Genomic DNA, 14750 nt, shown 5'->3' with positions numbered 1-14750 from the left:
TGCTCCCTCTACCGATCTCAAACGCACTTGCCGGATGCGTTACCGGCCGTGGCAGTGAAACTGAGTGCCGGGAAGTTGATGCCGCTCAGCGTCACCGTCCCCGCCAGCGAGCCGGCGTTGCAGGTCGCGCTATAGGTGACGGTGATCGAGCAGCTGGCGCCCGGTGCCAGCGACGAGCAGACGTCGCTCGAGTACCTGCCTGCCGTGTTCGACGCGGGCGACACGCTCGAGCTCAAGCCCAGAGCCGTGCCGGTCCCCGAGTTCGTCACCGTCAAGCTGCGACTCACGATGAGTCCTCGCGACACAGTGCCGAAGGCAATGGTGGAGGCGCTGAGAGACAGGGCCGGCGCCTTGACCGAGCCCGACACCGACGTTGATGCCTGGCCCGTGCTTCCGCCGCTGGCAACCAAGGTCTGCGGACCTTGCGCGCCGGCGCTGATCGGCGTCATCGTGACGGTGACCGAGCACGTGCCACCGGCAGCAATCGCGCAACTGGCCGGACTGACCGAGAACGCGCCACCGAGACCGCTCATGCTCAGCGTCGTCGGCGCATTGCCGCTGTTGGCGAAGGTCACCGATCCTGAGGCACTGCTGTCGTTCAGCGTCGCGCTGAGGCCGGTCGCCGAGTTGGAGACCACCGAGATCGCCGAGCCGTAACCGTTCCCGGAGACCGGCACCGACAAGCTCACCGAAGTCCCGACCGGCTTGGAGGGATCGACGACCCCACCGGTCAGCCGCGCATACCCCCCGGAAACCGCCACGGCCGCGCTCACGCCGTTCACGATGGCGGTCGGCGAGAAGGTCACATTCACCGTGCAGGTAGCGCCTGCGCCGAGGGCGCTTCCGCAGTTGTGCGACAGCCCATAGGAGGCGGGACTCGCGCCGACGAGGGAAATCGACAGGTTGAGCAGCGATCCCCCGTTGATCGCGTTGTTGGTAAGCGTGAAGCTCTGCGGTGCGCTGGTTCCGAACACAGTCGCATTGCCGAACGCCAAGGTCCCCACGTTCACGGTCGACGTCGCCATGCTGAAGCTGTAGCCCTGCTGCACGGTGAATGTCGTGGCAGGGGCATTCACCGCCTGGTAGGCGATCTGATTGGCCACGCCATAGCTGCCCGACGTGACGGTGCCTGTCCCGAAGAAGGTCTTGCAGCTAGCGCCCGGCGCGAGCACTGTCGATCCGACCAGACAGTAGCCGGCGTCTGAGATCCCCTGCCAGGCCCACATGCCGGCGGGCCCGGAAACGACCGAATGCCCGACGATCCTGACCGATACATCGCTGCGATTGGTGACCGTCAACCAATCCCCCGAATCGGACGCCGAACCGACCACGCCCCAGTTCGTCGATTGCGGCGTGATCACCGCCGTCGGCGCGACGCCTGTCGCGGACACGGCCGATGATTTGGTCCCACCCCCGGTGGCGACGCTGACCGATCCGCCATACGCGGACAAGGCCGTGGGCGCCACGCTCACGGTGATGGCGCAGCTCTCCCCTTCCTTCAAGCTGGCGGGACAATTGTTGCCGATCAACTGCACGTTGGCGCCGGACACGGCGATGCCGCCTTGCGCCACCGCCAGCGCTCCCCGTCCAGAATTGGACAAGGTCGCCTGCCCAGACTTCGCGCCGCCGACGGTGATGTTGCCCAGCACGACATCACTCAGACTGGCCGAGGAACGCAGTGTGGTCGCCAGAGCATTCGGTCCCGTCCCGGCCGAAGTCCCGATGTCGTTGATGTTGTTCGGAACGCTGTTCGTGACCGTGCGACGGCTCAATCGACCCAAACTCCAGTTGTCAGCATCGACGGTGGGTGGCTCGTACTGGCTCACCGTCGTCTGGCTGAATGTCTGGGAGATCCCCGCGGCGATGCCGGTCGTCGACTTGGTGGAGCTGGTCGTGTCACCGAACCCGTTCACCGCACTGACCACGGTGGTCACCGGCAACGCTTCGCCGTTGAGTTCCCAACCGGATTCGACGGTCTGACGGACGTAAGGGCGGCGAAGCTTGGCGCTGCTTGCGCAGAACTCCGCGGCCTCGGTGCTCGTCTGGTCGCAATAGCTGGCGACAACGGATCTCAGGCGGTTCGAGCTGGCCTGGCCATCAATCGTGCTGGCGAAGATCTCGGTGCGGCTGCGCAGGCCGATGTACGGATAGCTCTGCGAATACTCCTCCCTGACCGACAACGGCGCGCCCGTTCCTCCCAGCCCTTGGTTCAGGCGTTGCCGGAAGCCAAGTACCCCTCGTCCGTTCAACGATGTCTTGAGGCCTCGATACGCATACTCGGTCTGATTGGTCGTCTTGTTGCCGACAGTCCCGACACCGGAGTCTTCGATCAGGGTGGTGACCACCTGAATCGACGTCGTCAGGTCCACATCCGGATAGACCGCGGCGTTCGAAGTCCCACGATCGGAGAGATAGCGGATGCCTGCCGTATCGGCGGCGATGTGACTTAGCGGCTGGGAGATCCAACGCGTCTCCCGGCCGGCCGGCGTGACCACGCGCCACAACTGATCGGCCGGCGTCGGATCCGATTTCACGTACAGCTGGTGACTGCCGTTCTTCAAGCGCAGCAACTCCGTCTGCCCGTATCCGGTGAAGTTCCCGGCAATGAAGGAGATGGTCCCTGCCGAGTTGCCCAATTCGGCATCGATGCCGCTGATGTTGAAGGTGGTCGAAGGAACGAACGTACCGTCACCCTGGCTCAGGAACAGCTTGTTGTCGCCCCCGTCCTTCCAGCGGAGCAAGTCGTCCCGTCCATCGCCGTTGAGATCGAGGATGGCGATGCCGATTCCGGTGCCGAAAAGGTCAGCCCCCGCCGTCTTTAGATTGGTGTTTCCCGTCGCGAAGCTCATGCCCGTCCCGTCGCCCCATTGGAGAGAGATCAAGGACGATGCGGCGCCCAGGACCTGCAGACAGTCGTTCACGCCGTCTCCATTGAAGTCGATGGAATAACCGCAGAATTGGGCGTCTGTGGGCGCGTCAAAGGTCCCGTTGCCCAAGGAGCGGTATGAGCCGCCATTGGTGCGCACGATGTCGTAGAGACCGTCGCCGTCAACATCGATCACATGCGTGGGTTGACCGACGGCATTCAGTGTGTCCGGCGCGGAATACATGCTCAGATTCACTGAAGCGGCAGGAGTGATATCGGTAAAGCCTCCCTGCCCGTCACCCTTGAGGATCCAAGTGCATTGGATCTGCGGGCATGGATCCTGCAGGCTGTCCGTCGGTCGCGCGCCCGGGAGCTGGGCGGCGACAATATCCATCTTCCCGTCGCCGTCGACATCGAGCATGTAGAAGGTGTAGCCCGGCGTCCAACCCCGCTTCACTCCGGGCTCTGTACACAGCGAGGTCGCCACCGACTGGACCGGATGAATGCAATCCGTGGTCGCCTTGCTGACGACCCGATCCAGCTGCGTGAGCCCGGTCAGCAGCTTGGGCGCGGAGAAGGAGCCGCCGCCCTGGTTGAGGTACAGATAATGATTGCGCGGCACGGGACAGCTCGCTCCGGAACTTGTGGAGGAGCCTGCAAACCTCAGCAGATCAGGCAGGCCATCGCCATTGAAGTCGGCCACCACCGTGTAGTAGCAGCCGTCGGATCGGCCAAGGTTCTGATCGGTGATGTTGAACTGCCCGGCGCCAGATCCGACCGGCACCGGCTGGAAGGAGCCGTCGCCTCGACTCAGGTAGAGCCGATTGGACGCGGGTGTATCGGACCAGCGAAGAATGTCGGTCTTGCCGTCCCCGTCGAAGTCTGCGGCGAAGACGCCCGTGGTCCCTGAACTGTTCCGGAGGTCCTCTGTCTGCAGATTAAAGCCGCTGCTCCGGACGTAAGCGTCCCCGGAACCGTCCTTGTAGTCGAACGATGTCGGCTTGAAGCAGCGAGACCCTGCGCCATTGCATGCCGTGATGGTCTTGAGTCTGCTGCGACCCGTGAGCACGCCGCTCTCGTAGGCGAGGATGAATTTCTTGACAGCCGTACCGCCACCACCATATCTGGCTCCCTGATATGGCGCATTCACGTAGGTGGTCACCGCTTTCAGTCGAGCGACCTGTACCGACTTGATGCCCAGATGAAATGCCTCGTTGGCGTCCAACGGAGAGCCCCCGCGCGTCGGCCTGTCCTCGTACTCGAACACGACGCGGTTGGTCGGCGCCTGGGATGCGTTGACGTTTCCGGTGTACTCGATTTCGTCCAGACGCCATTCAATGGCGGGCAGAGGCGAACCGGCCGATGCCCCCGACCCCCACGACACCGTGTTCTGCCGATGCTTGAAATCGATGTAGTTGCCGGCCTTGTCGGAGATTCTGGCCACTGCCCAGGCCACCGCCGCTCCGCTCGAACCGGCCGTCAACAGTGCGCCGCTGTTGGCGTCGGCCGACGGGCCCGTCCCAAGCTCGAAGATCTGCCCTGCTTTCGTCCAGACCTTGAAGTAGGCTGGGCCGTTCTTGACGTCGCCATTCGCCGCGCCGTAGGCACGGATGCGCGCATAGGAGTCGATTTCGGAGCGGAACTCGCGATAGCCGGACGTCAGTCCCTGACTGTCCCCTGTCTGAGGGAATGGCAACGGACTGCCATTGGCATCAGTCTGAATCAGGCGCTTTCCGTCGAGACACAGCTTATCCGTAGCGATGTTCCGAACAGGAGCCCTCGCGCCGTCAGTGGCGAACGTCGCCGCGCAACGTCCAATCGTGGATCCCACGGCCAGATGCCAGCCTTCCCCTGCGATGCCCTGCGGCGCGCCGTCGTATTGCAGCGTCACGTCAGGCAGCATGTCCCGGACGCCCGGTGGCACTTCGATTTGGTATCGATAGACGGACTGGCCCATTTGCGACACATCGAACTGCGCCAATGCCTGGCCCGGATGCAGCAGGGCAAGAATCGACGACACGACAGCGAGGCTTGACCCTGCCGCCGCCAGTCTCCGGCATCGGCGGAAGGCGTTCAGCAAATCGGAGATCTGAGGCATGAGGCAGCGCATGTGAGCTTTTCCAGTCCATGCGGAGGGGGAAAGCTCTGGGCGACTCAGGCGTCTGCAAACGGCAGCACGCCATGCCATTGCGTTGACCGCAAGGCACTGCCTCGATCTCCTCCCTCGCATGAGAATTGCGTTTCTTCTATGGCGAGATTTGCCGTATCTCTGAACGGCAGCGACGGAGCATATGGAGGCACACCCGCGTAGGCGCGATGGTTAACCCTCGTTCTTCGGTGACACCAGCGCCTCCGGTGCGAACTCGAAATTCGGTGCAAACGAGGCGCTAACGCAAGTGAGATCTAGGACTGTGCAGCGGTAGCCATCAAATCATCCCTGCGGTCACTGCAGCGCGAGACTCGGTACCCCCACGACCGCATGGCGTCGACCAGCAGGAAGATCAGATCCATGTCGGATTCCCATCTAGATCGGGCGTTCACGCCCCAGGTACGCGATGGTCAATGGGGTCGCCGTGCTGGTGGCGAGCTGAGGCAGTCCCTACGCAGGCCTCACGGCCAGTTCGACCGGATCACCGCTTGCCGCCTCGCGCCTGCCGCCTCGGCCCGCACCAGCGTCCAGCGCTGCACGCTCTCGCCTTCGTTGAGCAGCTCCAGGTAGGTCAGCAAGGCCTTGTAGTCGTCGAACTCCAGCGTCACTTCGGCGGCGCCGCGCGCGGCATTGAGTTCAATGCCGCCGACGCGCACGCCGTCGACGGCCACGGTCTCCAGCGAGCGAAGCACCGCCTGCATCGGGAACGCCGCCGTGCGCGCCACCGTCAAGGCATCGCGCGCATACGACGGAGGCACGGCGTCGGCCGACGCCTTGTCCGCGCGCATGCGAAGCATGTCTCGCAGTCTTGCGATCTCGGCGACATCGGCATCCGTGCGCGCCACGCGTGTCGTACGCGCCTCCCATGCCTGCCAAGCGACGAAGCCCAATCCCGCCGTCGCAGTGGCGCAGAGCGCAACCCAGATCGCGAGCGCCACGACAGGCCGCCGTGTCGGCGCGAAGTCCACCTTCAACGGTCTCATGCCTGGACCTCCTTGCGGAATGGCAACGCGGCATCGACCTGCTGCCCCGGTAGCGCATCGGCGTCGAACTCGATCAGCTCGATCCCACCCGCCGGGACGTCGTGCGTCACCAGCGCCCGATTCAGCACGGCCGACGCCGACTCTCCGTCCAGCGGATAGGTCTGCGCCACGCGGTAGGTGTCGCCATCGGCGATCAGCAGGACGAGCTCGTCGCTGTCCGCCACCGCCAAACCGGTGGCGGTCGCTGCGTTCCCTGTGCTCGTCGACTCGATCGCCAACGCCCACCACGGGCGCACGCTCGCCAGCGATCGGCCGCCGAGCGCGACGAGCGCGTGATGCCACGCCGCATCGATGGCCACGGCCATCCGGGGCGACGCCTGGCCGCCATCCAGCCACACCGGGCTGCCAGGCGGCAGTCCGGCGCGGTCCTCGACCATCGACGCCGCGATCGCCAGCCAGTCGGCCGCTTCCGTCACGCCTGCCACCTCCGGCAACAGGAACGGGCGGCACACCGCGCCGCTCACCGTCACCCGCAGCGGCGTGCCATGCGGCAGCTCGCGGATGCCGGCGGCCAGGGCCGCCAACGCGGCTTCCCTTCCCTCGACGTCCACCGCCACCAGCAGCGCCCCGCCCAGCGACAGGCGCACCGCGCGCTCGCCCGCATAGGCGATCGCCGTCCGCGCCGATGCGCGCTTACCAGCCCACCACACGCTTGATCTCCTCCGCGCTCGATTCGCGCCGGCTCACCATGTCCGCGCCCAGTTGCGACAAGGTCCGGATCCCCTGCCGATAGACGTGCTCACGCAAGGCCGACACCGGCGCGCCGGTCGTGACCAGGTCGCGGAAGCCGTCGTCGATCGTGTGCACCTCCGCGATCACTCGGCGGCCCTTGTAGCCGGTGCCGCCGCAGCGCTCGCAGCCCACGGGCAAGGGCATGGTCTCCGGGCGAGCCAGCCCCATGTCGACGAACCACTGCTGCTCGCGCGGCTGCGCCGGACGGTCGCCCACGCAATGCGGGCAGATGCAGCGCACCAGCCGCTGCACGATCACGCCGTTGAGCGCCGCCATGAAGCCGAACATGTCCAGGTCGAAATGCTTGAAGCGCCCCGTCACGTCGAACACGCTGTTCGCATGCACCGTCGTCAGCACCTGGTGCCCGGTCAGCGCCGACTGCACCGCGATCTCCGCCGTCTCCGCGTCGCGGATCTCGCCGACCAGGATGCGGTCCGGGTCGTGGCGCAGGATGGACCGCAGCCCCTTGGCGAAGGTGAGTCCCTTGCGCTCGTTGACCGGCACCTGCAGCACGCCGGCGAGCTCGTACTCGACCGGATCCTCGATCGTGATGATCTTCTCGATGCCGTTGTTGACCTCGGACAGCGCCGCGTACACCGTCGTGGTCTTGCCGCTGCCGGTCGGGCCCGTCACCAGCAGCATGCCGTGCGGCAGGCCGGCCAGCTCGCGGATCATCGCGGCGCCCGCGGCATCGAAGCCGAGGAGGTCCAGCGACACCTGGTCCGCCGGGTCGCGCAGCTGCGCCTTGTCCAGCAGCCGCAGCACCGCGTCCTCGCCGAACACGCTCGGGATGACGGACACGCGCAGGTCGATCTCCGCGCCGCCCAGCGCGATGCGGAAGCGCCCGTCCTGCGGCAGCCGCCGCTCGGTGATGTCGAGCTGCGCCAGCACCTTGATGCGGGAGATCGCCTCCTCCGCGCCGCGCGCGCCTTCCAGCCGGCCGTGCGGCATCAGCACGCCGTCGCGGCGCAGGCGCACCGTCACGCCCTGGCGGTCGCATTCGAAGTGGACGTCGCTGGCGCCGACCTCGTACGCGCGACGCAGCGCCTGATCGACGAAAGCCACCACCGGGCCATCCGCGGCAGTCGCCGCCTCCTGCGCGCCGGCGCCCTGCCCCGTCGCCGCGGCAGGCGCGCCGCACCAGGCCTCCAGCCGGGCGCGCGTCGCGGCGATCGCGGGCATGCGTCGCCCGGCCGACTGCGTCACGCGCCGCTGCACGACTTCGTCCCAGGGATCGGCCATGGCCAGCCGAACGCGGTCCGGATCGCCGTCCAGACGGACCGGCACCGCGCGCAGCTGGCGGGCCAGCGCGGCACCGCCGGCGCCCAGCAGCGTGAGATCGGCGACGGCGTGGTCCGCGGCGGCGCCGTCCAGCATCTCCATGCCGCCCGTCTCGCGCAACAGCGCGGCCAGGTCGGCGCCCCAGCCGCCGCGTTGCAGGTGGTCGAGCACGGCCTCCGCGCCAGCCTGGGCGGCCTGGCGACGCGCGGCCTGCAACGCGGCGCGGAAGTCGGCGCGGGAGTCCGGGAGGGAAGCATTCATCGGCTGACAGCGCTCATCGGCAAGGAGGTCGGCGAGATCGACGGCATCGGCGAATGGAGCGGAAGCGACGAGGGCGACGAAGTCGGCGGATGGAGGAAGGTCGGCATGTGTCGTTCAGCGGATGCTGCTCGCGATGTCGAAGATGGGCAGGTACATGAGCACCACGATGCTGCCCACCAGCAGCGACACCAGCAACAGCATCACCGGCTCCACGATGCGCGTGGCGCGGTCCATGAAGGCGGCGAAGTTGCCGGCGTGACGCTCGGCGATGGTCTGCAGCACGCGCTCGAAGTTGCCGGACCGCTCGCCCACGGCGAGCAGCCGCTGCGTCACGGTGTCGGTCAGCCCGTGCTCGGAGAAGGCGCTGGACACGCGCACGCCGCGGGTGAGCGCGAGCCGCGCGTCGCGCATCGCGTGGTCCATGTCGGCACCCAGCGCCAGGCCTTCGCAGCGCAGCAGCGTCTCGTCCAGCGTGTAGCCGCCGCGGAACATCACCGTCATCGAGTGGTAGAGCTTCGCCAGCCGGAACTCCCGCAGCGCGCGCCGCACCGGCGGGATCACCGCGGCGGCGCGCATCGCCGCGCGCTGGATCGCGCCCTGGCGCCACGCCACCACGCCCAGCGCCGCCAGCGCGGCGGCGGCGGCCAGGATGCCGAGGCGGTGCTCCCGCACGAAAGTGCTGGCCACGGTCAGCAGATGGGTGGACCAGCTCATCTCGCCGCGCAGGTCCGCGTACATCGAGGCAAAGCGCGGCAGCACGACGATGATCAGGAAGCCGCTCACCAGCAGGCCAAGGCCCAACACCAGGCTGGGATAGATCGCAGCGCTGACGACCTTCTTGCGCAGCGTCTCGACCATCTCGTGATACCGCAGGAACTCGGACAGCGCCTCGGCCAGCGAGCTGCTGCGCTCGCTCGCGCGCACACTGGCCACCAGCACCATCGGGAAGCGGCCCAGCGCCTCCATCGCGACCGACAAGGCCTTGCCCTGATGCAGCTGCGCCAGCAGGGCCGCCTGCAGCTCGGCGCGCGCACCGTCCGCGCCCGACTGCGCCTGCAGCGTCTCGATCGCCTCGACGACCGTCATCCCGGCCACGAGCAGCGTGCGCAACTCCTGGCACCACCAGGCGATGTCGAGCGCGCTCGCCCGCGCACCGACGGCCCCGGCGCCTGCAACGCCAGCAGCGCCGGCAGCGCGGGAAGTGCCGACTGCACGCATCGTGGCGGGCTCGCGCACGGGCTCCGCGGCGAGCACCTTGCGGCCGTCGGGCAACTGCGTGCCGAGCGACTCGCGCGACGCCACCTCCATCAGCTCCTCGCTGACGGACAGGCGCACGGGGTCGAGCAGACGGACGCGGAGCTTCATGCCGAAATCAGTTCAAGCGCTCAGAGCTGGACATCGGCGGCGTCGCCGGTCCCGCCGGCGACGCGGTCGCTGCCGAAGCTGAACAGCTCGTAGTCCTTGCCGGGCTGCTGCGACGGGATGCGGTACTGATAGGCCATGCCCCAGGGGTCGTTGGGCAGCTCGCCCTTCAGGTACGGACCGCGCCAGCGCGGGTCGTTGGCGTCGCTGCGGACCAGCGCCGCGAGGCCCTCGCCCGTGTCCGGGAAGCGGCCCATGTCGATGCGGTAGGCCTGCAGCGCCTTGTCGATCGCGTCGAGCTGCGCCTTGGCCGTCGTCACCTCCGAGCGCGAGATCTGCGCCAGGAAGCGCGGGCCGACGATGCCGGTCAGCAGGCCGATGATCAGGATCACCACCAGCAGCTCCAGCAGCGTGAATCCGCGCGATTGACGGGAACGGCCGGCAGCAGCGGCAGCAGCACCACCAGCGTCAGAACCGGTGCGGCAGGTGCGGCCGATGCGGCGGGCGTCAACGGGGGACGGCGAACGGTAGGCGATGGGGGTCATGTTGCTCTGGTCTCTCATTTCTCGGAGTCCACGACGAACTTCCAGTCCGAATAGCGTTGGGCCGGCTGCAGCAGCAGACCGGGGCGGCGCACGGCGCCGGCGATCAGGGGCGTTTCCTCGCTGAGGCTCTGGACGCCGCGGATGCGGCCGTCCTCGCCGCGCACGACGTTCCAGCGTCCGGTGGCGCCGACGGGATCGGGATAGAGCCGGCGCAGGTGCCGCACGGTGCCGACGAAGCGCTGGTCCAGCAGCAGCTCCTCCAGTTCCTGCGGCAGACGCTTGTCGGTGCCCGGCGAGCTGCGCCGGTAGCGCTCCAGCGCCTGCACGTACAGCGCGCCGACGCGCAGCAGCTGCTGTTCCTTGTCGCGCCGGGCCGCATCGGCCCAGGACTGCGCGGCCACCGACAGCGCCGCCGACGTCAGCGCCACCAGCACCAGCACCGCCACCAGACCGAAGCCGCGATCACCACGAGGCATAGCTGCTCCCGTCCGCGGCGATCTCGCGCGCGCCGCTGCGCACGTCGAAGACGCCCTCGCCGTCGGCGTTGCCGGCGCGCGGCGGCACGGCGACCCAGGTGTCGGCGCGGCTCGTCACCGGGTCGACGGGAATGGCGCGCAGGTAGCGCCGCTCGACCAGTTCGGGCAGTTCCTTCGGATAGCGGCCCTGGTCGCTGTAGAACTTGTCGATGGCGTCGCGCATCGCATGCAGGTTGTGGCGCAGCGCGGTGTCGCGCGCGCGGTCGACGTGCTGGACGTACCGGGGAGCGGCCACGCTGAGCAGCAGCGCCAGCGCGGCCAGCACCACCAGCAGCTCGATGACGGTGAAACCCTGCGCGGTCCGCTTCATGATGTCGCGCGCCCTCACCATTGCTTCAGCGGCACGCCGTTGAGACCGGTCGCCGGGGACTTCGAATACACGTCGTAGACCTCCGCGCCGGGCTGGGGGTTGTCGGCATCGGACTGGTAGCCGCGCAGGCCCCAGCTTTCCTCGGCGGACACGCCGGGCTCCGCGAACGGGTCGCGCGGCACGCGGCGCAGGAAGCGGATCGTCTGGCCCTGGTGCTCGGTGCGCGCGTCGGCGACCTCCAGCGTCAGGCTGCGCAGCGTCTCGGGATACGGCGGCCGGTCGCTCGGGCCCAGCACCGCGCCGGACTCGCGCGCGACGCGGTAGGCGTCCAGCGCATCGCGGATCTCCCACAGCGCGCGCTTGAGTTCGCGCTCCTTCTCGCGCTGCGCCGTCATCTCCGCCATGGGCAGCGCCAGCGAGGCGAGGAAGCCCAGGATGCCCAGGCACACCAGCAGCTCGATCAACGTGAAGCCGCGCCCCTTCCGACGCGCGGTCGCTCCGACGCCAGCCACGCCAGCGACGCCACCGACACGGCGGCCGGCGGCGGCGCAAGCAGGCGCGCGATGCGACCTCATCGTCACTTCACCTCGATGACGGCGGGCGCCGGCAGCGTGGGCCGTTCGCCGTTGGGTTCGAGCGAGACCGGCTGCGCGGTGCCCACACGCACTTCGGCGCGACCGGCGGCCGCGGTCCTGAAGCGCAGCTTGAAGACGCTGCCCGCGCCGTCCGCGGCCGTCGCCTGGTTGCGCAGCACGCTGAGGTTGACGCGGCCGGATTCGACGCGCTTGCTGAAGCTGGTGACGGCGCCGCCCTTGCGGAAGTAGTCGTCCTCGTCGGCGTCGACCAGCGTCAGCTTGTCGGCGCTGTACTGCAGCTCGGTCATGAGGCCGCGCAGGTTGGCGTCGCGCAGGTCCAGGCGCACCTCGACAGTGTCGCCGACCTTGGCCTGCGGTGGCGCGATCAGCGACAGCGCCGGCATCTTTCGCATCGATGGATCCGCTACGCCGGCGGCGCCGGGCTGACCCGGTGCCGACAGCGCACCGACCACGCCGGACGGTCCGGCGACGCCGGGTGTTCCCGGCGCGAGGACTCCTGGCGTTGCCGCCGCCCCGGCCGCACCGGGTGCAACCGATGCACCTGACGCGCCCGGCACGCCCGGCACCGCCGGCTTCGCATCCACCTGCGGCGTGTTGAACTGCAGTCCGCCGACCTGGCGCAGCTTGGGCGAGGCTTCGGTGCCGACCCACATCTCGGACTCGCTGGCGTTGAGGCGCTTGACGTTGCGCAGCACGCGCGGCGTGATGGCGAGCAGCAGTTCCGAGCGCTTGCCGTCGTCGAGCTGGCTGGAGAACAGCCGTCCGAGCACCGGCAGGTCGCCGAGGCCGGGCACGCGGCTGGAGGTGGCGCGTTCGTCGCGGCTGATGAGTCCGGCCAGCAACTGGGTTTCGCCGTCGCGCAGGCGCAGCAGCGTCGTCGCGTTGCGGGTGCCGATCTGGTACGCGATGGAGCCGGCGGAGGTCTTGATCGACGTCCCGAGCGAGCTGACTTCCAGGGCGACCTTGATGGCGACCTCATCGTCGGCGAAGACGGTGGGCTCGACGTCGAGCTTGAGGCCGACGTCGAGGTAGCTGATGTTCTCGGAGACGAAGCCGCCGGTGCCGGTGGTGGTGGACACGACCGGGATCTTGTCGCCGATCATGATCTTGGCCTTCTCCTTGTTGCGCACGCGCAGTTTCGGATTGGCCAGCGTGGAGCTGTCGCCGACCTCGCGGCGCAGGTTGACCAGGATGTTGCCCGGGTTGAGGCCGACGCCGATGCGGTTGCGGCCGAGGTTCTCGAAGTCGGCGAGCGTCAGCTGCGAGCTGTCGCCGGTCGGCAGCGGGGTCAGCGAGAACGAGGTAGGCAGCTTCACGCCGAGCTCGGTGAGGCGCGTGGCGTTGACCTCCAGCACCTCGACTTCGAGCAGCACCTCGGGTTCGGCGCTGTCGAAGACGGCGAGCAGGCGTTCGGCGAGCTGGATGTTCTCGGGCGAATCGCGCAGCGCGAGCAGGTTGGAGCGTTCGTCCACGAAGGGTTCGCGGATCTTGAGCATCGCCTTGAGGAAGGCGGCGGCGCCCTTGGGATCGCTGTTGGCCAGGTTGAACACGCGCACCAGCTGTTCCTGGTACTCGCGGTGTTTCTCGGCGGTGTTGGGGTAGATGACGATGGTGCGCGGATCGATGACCTTCTTGGCCAGCTGGTTGCTGGCGGTGATCAGATCCAGCGCGTCCTCGACCTTGGCCTGGCGCAGCAGCACGGTGACGCGGACGTCGGCGCGCACGTCGCGGTCGAGTACGAAGTTGATGCCGCTGTGGCGGGTCACGACGTCGAGCACGGTGCGCAGGCTGGCGTCGCGGAAGTCGAGCGAGATCGGGCGCGACTCGGTCAGCGCGCCGTTGAGCGCCTGGACCTGCGCGCTGCGCTGGTCGCTGAGCAGCCGGCGCTGCAGGTCCTGCAGGCCGCCGTGGCGGGGGTTGTCCTTGAGCGCCTGCTCCAGCACGCGCAGGGCGCGGTCAGGCTGCCTGGCCTCGACCCACTTCTGCGCGACGGCGAGGTCCGCGGCGCCCTTGCGTTCGAGCTCCATGTCGGAGAGCAGCGCCTGCACGCGGGCGTTGGTGGGATCGAGCTCGAGCGCCTGGCGCAGCGTGGCGGCGGCATCGTCGAACTGGCCGGCGGCGCGCTGCGTCAGCGCCTGCGAGATCAGCCGCATCTGCGCTTCGGAGCGCGCCTGCAGCAGCGTGGTGCGCAGGGCGGTGCTCTCGGGGTAGTCGCGCAGGCCGTTCTCGAGCGTGCTCATCGCCTCGCGGTACTGGCCGCCGGCCATGGCCTTGCGGGACTCGTCGCGGATGCGGTTCTCGGCGCAGCCGGCCAGGAGCAGCAGGAGCGCGAGTGCGCCGGCGGCGGTGCGGGCCGTCGAGGCGGAGCGCCGGAGCACGCCGGAACGGTTGGAACGATCGGAGCGATCGGGGCTGACGAGACGTTGGAACATCGGGCGGGCGGATCAGGGTGACGGCGCGGCGGCGGGAATGCGGATCACGGCGCGCTGCTGGAGGGGGTCGTGGACGAGACGGATCTCGTCGTCGGTGATCGCTTCGACGCGGTAGCCCTCGTCGAGGCGGGTGCCGGCCTCGACGAGCAGCTCCTTGTCGGGCCGCGCGAGGTAGACCTTGCGCTGGCCCTGGGGATCGATGAACTGGCCGAGGTAGCGGTAGTTCAGCGGGGGCGCCTGCGGCGGGGGAGGAGGCGGCGGTGGTGGAGGCGGCGGTGGCGGCGGAGGAGCCGGCGGCTGCGGGATGGCGAACGGGTCGCGGTCAGCGGGTTCGAGCGGCTGCTCGGCCAGGCGGCCGGGGACGGCGGCCAGGGCGAGCGGCTGTCCGGGTCCGACACCGCGCGCGGTCGTCGGCATCGGGGGTCGCGGCGCGGGCGAGCTCGGACCGCCCTGCCCGGCCGGTGCCGGCGTGGTGGCGGCGACGACCGGCAGATCGGCCGGAGCGAGCATGGCCCAGACGCTCGCGACGGCGCTCACGCCGAGCGCCCAGCGCAGGCCGGGGCGAAGGCCGGGCGTCGCAGCGGACGTCGCGGTGGACGCCGTGGTGGAGGTCGAAGCGCGCTTGAACATCGATGCG

11 protein-coding genes are annotated in these 14750 nt (G+C 68.6%); all 11 read right to left on the bottom strand.

Annotated features, from left to right (window positions below; genetic code table 11):
• Window positions 1-17: 17 nt before the first annotated feature.
• A complete protein-coding gene (locus ACQZ13_RS14800) occupies window positions 18-4964 on the bottom strand; it encodes a choice-of-anchor D domain-containing protein (RefSeq protein WP_431045624.1) in 4947 nt (1648 codons plus the stop codon).
• Between the two features lie 512 nt (window positions 4965-5476).
• The gene (locus ACQZ13_RS14795) at window positions 5477-5998 is read right to left on the bottom strand and encodes a hypothetical protein (RefSeq protein WP_431045622.1); all 522 of its coding nucleotides are present in this window, start codon (window positions 5996-5998) and stop codon (window positions 5477-5479) included.
• Window positions 5995-6708 carry a hypothetical protein gene (locus tag ACQZ13_RS14790; RefSeq protein WP_431045620.1) on the bottom strand — a complete coding sequence of 238 codons (714 nt, stop codon included), beginning with the start codon at window positions 6706-6708 and terminating at the stop codon, window positions 5995-5997. Before ACQZ13_RS14790 ends, ACQZ13_RS14795 begins: the two co-directional genes overlap by 4 nt.
• A complete protein-coding gene (locus ACQZ13_RS14785; RefSeq protein ID WP_431045618.1) occupies window positions 6692-8332 on the bottom strand; it encodes a GspE/PulE family protein in 1641 nt (546 codons plus the stop codon). The genes ACQZ13_RS14790 and ACQZ13_RS14785 overlap by 17 nt, the downstream gene beginning before the upstream one ends.
• A 114-nt stretch (window positions 8333-8446) precedes the next feature.
• On the bottom strand, window positions 8447-9697 hold the full coding sequence (locus ACQZ13_RS14780) for a type II secretion system F family protein (protein WP_431045616.1): 1251 nt from the start codon (window positions 9695-9697) through the stop codon (window positions 8447-8449).
• 20 nt (window positions 9698-9717) lie between these two features.
• Window positions 9718-10239, bottom strand: coding sequence for a type II secretion system major pseudopilin GspG (gspG, locus tag ACQZ13_RS14775; protein WP_431045614.1), 522 nt, complete (start codon window positions 10237-10239; stop codon window positions 9718-9720).
• 14 nt (window positions 10240-10253) lie between these two features.
• Window positions 10254-10715, bottom strand: coding sequence for a type II secretion system protein (locus ACQZ13_RS14770; RefSeq protein WP_431045612.1), 462 nt, complete (start codon window positions 10713-10715; stop codon window positions 10254-10256).
• Window positions 10702-11085: a type II secretion system protein gene (locus ACQZ13_RS14765; RefSeq protein ID WP_431045610.1), complete on the bottom strand. Its 384-nt coding sequence runs from the start codon at window positions 11083-11085 to the stop codon at window positions 10702-10704. The genes ACQZ13_RS14770 and ACQZ13_RS14765 overlap by 14 nt, the downstream gene beginning before the upstream one ends.
• Window positions 11086-11099: 14 nt before the next feature.
• Window positions 11100-11660: a type II secretion system protein gene (locus ACQZ13_RS14760; RefSeq protein ID WP_431045608.1), complete on the bottom strand. Its 561-nt coding sequence runs from the start codon at window positions 11658-11660 to the stop codon at window positions 11100-11102.
• 2 nt (window positions 11661-11662) lie between these two features.
• The gene (locus ACQZ13_RS14755) at window positions 11663-14113 is read right to left on the bottom strand and encodes a secretin N-terminal domain-containing protein (protein ID WP_431045606.1); all 2451 of its coding nucleotides are present in this window, start codon (window positions 14111-14113) and stop codon (window positions 11663-11665) included.
• A gap of 12 nt (window positions 14114-14125) precedes the next feature.
• The gene (locus ACQZ13_RS14750; RefSeq protein WP_431045604.1) at window positions 14126-14743 is read right to left on the bottom strand and encodes a hypothetical protein; all 618 of its coding nucleotides are present in this window, start codon (window positions 14741-14743) and stop codon (window positions 14126-14128) included.
• Window positions 14744-14750 lie beyond the last annotated feature (7 nt).

Source organism: Roseateles sp. L2-2, assembly GCF_050613215.1.
GTDB classification, from domain to species: Bacteria; Pseudomonadota; Gammaproteobacteria; order Burkholderiales; family Burkholderiaceae_C; genus Roseateles; species Roseateles noduli.
This window is presented reverse-complemented; position numbering and strand designations above follow the sequence as displayed.

What these genes read in the sequence shown, in the direction of transcription:
- ACQZ13_RS14800 (WP_431045624.1), bottom strand. Translation starts at nt 4,964, where the DNA reads ATGCCTCAGATCTCCGATTTGCTGAACGCCTTCCGCCGATGCCGGAGA.
- ACQZ13_RS14795 (WP_431045622.1), bottom strand. Translation starts at nt 5,998, where the DNA reads ATGAGACCGTTGAAGGTGGACTTCGCGCCGACACGGCGGCCTGTCGTG.
- ACQZ13_RS14785 (WP_431045618.1), bottom strand. Translation starts at nt 8,332, where the DNA reads ATGAATGCTTCCCTCCCGGACTCCCGCGCCGACTTCCGCGCCGCGTTG.
- ACQZ13_RS14780 (WP_431045616.1), bottom strand. Translation starts at nt 9,697, where the DNA reads ATGAAGCTCCGCGTCCGTCTGCTCGACCCCGTGCGCCTGTCCGTCAGC.
- gspG (WP_431045614.1), bottom strand. Translation starts at nt 10,239, where the DNA reads ATGACCCCCATCGCCTACCGTTCGCCGTCCCCCGTTGACGCCCGCCGC.
- ACQZ13_RS14770 (WP_431045612.1), bottom strand. Translation starts at nt 10,715, where the DNA reads ATGCCTCGTGGTGATCGCGGCTTCGGTCTGGTGGCGGTGCTGGTGCTG.
- ACQZ13_RS14765 (WP_431045610.1), bottom strand. Translation starts at nt 11,085, where the DNA reads ATGAAGCGGACCGCGCAGGGTTTCACCGTCATCGAGCTGCTGGTGGTG.
- ACQZ13_RS14760 (WP_431045608.1), bottom strand. Translation starts at nt 11,660, where the DNA reads ATGAGGTCGCATCGCGCGCCTGCTTGCGCCGCCGCCGGCCGCCGTGTC.
- ACQZ13_RS14755 (WP_431045606.1), bottom strand. Translation starts at nt 14,113, where the DNA reads ATGTTCCAACGTCTCGTCAGCCCCGATCGCTCCGATCGTTCCAACCGT.
- ACQZ13_RS14750 (WP_431045604.1), bottom strand. Translation starts at nt 14,743, where the DNA reads ATGTTCAAGCGCGCTTCGACCTCCACCACGGCGTCCACCGCGACGTCC.